Here is a 416-nt window from a genome sequence, read left to right on the forward strand (position 1 = left end):
TGTGAGAGGTGAGCAGGTGTGCATGCACACCTGACTGTGGCCCCCGACATTCATCGGGGGCCACAACTTCAATTCGCAGAAGGCCATCTCACGGTTCTACAGTGACTTTGATGGCCTCGCCCTTGGCAACGATGTCGAAGGCGTGCAGGGCGTCCTCCAACTTGATGTGGCGCGTGATGAGGTCCTTGACCGGCACCTGACCACTGGCGATGTACTGCAGGGCACGCTTGTTGTGTTCCGGGGCCGAACCATTGGCGCCGTGGATGTGCAGCTGACGGTAATGCACCAGGTTGGAATCGCACGTGATGGTCGGGTCGGTCTTGGGCAGGCCGCCGAAAAATGAGATTCGACCGTTGCGAGCTGCCATATGCAGAGCCTGCTCCTGGGTGACGTTGGCCGGGGTGGCGGTGATGATG

Annotated in this window: 1 protein-coding gene; it reads right to left on the reverse strand. The window is 60.1% G+C overall.

The genetic code is table 11. The features are described 5' to 3' along the window. Positions 1 to 88: 88 nt before the first annotated feature. Positions 89 to 416: MDR/zinc-dependent alcohol dehydrogenase-like family protein (locus D7Y13_RS43770; protein WP_208734702.1), on the reverse strand; the 328-nt coding region annotated here is incomplete at its 5' end.

The sequence above is a fragment of the Corallococcus praedator genome, assembly GCF_003612125.1.
Lineage (GTDB): Bacteria > Myxococcota > Myxococcia > Myxococcales > Myxococcaceae > Corallococcus > Corallococcus praedator.